This window comes from Bradyrhizobium sp. F1.13.3 (genome assembly GCF_040548265.1).
GTDB lineage: Bacteria > Pseudomonadota > Alphaproteobacteria > Rhizobiales > Xanthobacteraceae > Bradyrhizobium.
In genome coordinates this window covers 1-1,032 of sequence record NZ_JBEPRI010000074.1, presented here as the reverse complement: position 1 = coordinate 1,032, position 1,032 = coordinate 1, and the positions used below count along the sequence as shown (strand labels likewise).

The 1,032-nt window shown below is 57.9% G+C and carries 2 protein-coding genes; both read right to left on the bottom strand.

Annotated elements, in window-relative coordinates:
• The coding region (locus ABIB66_RS43525; protein ID WP_354260142.1) for a hypothetical protein at positions 1-233 on the bottom strand (233 nt) is incomplete at its 3' end.
• Positions 234-505: 272 nt separating this feature from the next.
• Positions 506-1,032, bottom strand: a 527-nt coding sequence (locus ABIB66_RS43520) for a replication initiator protein A (protein ID WP_354260139.1), incomplete at its 5' end; no start/stop codon positions are given.

Sequence of the window (1,032 nt, the reverse complement as noted above, 5' to 3'; positions counted from 1 at the left end):
TGGGTGAGATCGCAACTTTTCTTGCTGGCGGCTTCATGGACACCTTTGAAGCCATCAAGCACGGCGCTGGTTAGCCTGACCGCCCATTCTCCAGATCCCGGCATGTGGTGGCCGTCGTGCCAACCACGGACGTTAGCGAGTTCTCCTCGACGAGCGAGCGACCGCAAAGGAAAGCAACGATCGTGATGCGGTGCTGCCAATGATGGTGATCGCGCGATATTGCGCTCGATCACGCACGCGCCCGCATCTTGGAGAACAGATTCGCATTGCAGGAAGGTCTTGCGCGTGACAGCATAAGCGCATGAGGCATCCTCGTTGCACGCACGACCGACTTGTTCACAACGCACTGATTCACAACAAGAAGTTAGTGTCAGTACGTTAGTAAAGTTACGGGAGCAGGAAGTCTTGACGCCGCAGAACCTTAGCTCTGATTCCGGTCCCCGATAGCACGAGCATCGCGTCCCCGATGGCACGAGGGTTCTGGTCCCCGATAGCACGAGCGAATTCACAGCTTATCCCCAGCAGGAAGGACGAGGCCACGTTTGCGCAGTCGCTTGCTCGACGGACCGATGGGTGCTGGTGCGAAATTCAGTCGTTCGGCGCCATTCGGATGATGCGTGATGATGAGCCGATAGCCTGGCAATGTCTGACGGCGGACGATCTGACGCAGGTCGTAGGCAAAGTGTTTGAACGGCGACAGGCTCCCGGACTTCGCATGCAAGTGCACAAGATCGAAGCTCCAACCGCCATTCTGACGGCCGCCGTGCTTGCGGACGAGGCGATAGAGCCAGCGCTCCAATCCACCGGTTAGATCGAAATAGGTGCGGTCGATCGTCAGCACGAGTGCTTCATCGAGAACGCCCGTGTAGAACCAATCGGGCAGGATCAGCTCGATTCCACGGGCATGCCCGTGCAGATCGGCTGTCTCTTTCCATTCGTTGATCCAGGAGAACCGATGCCGCCGCCGTTCGCTTGGCTGACGGATCGATGTCATCACAGTGGTCGATTGCAGCCGGTCGAGTGCGGCTTTCA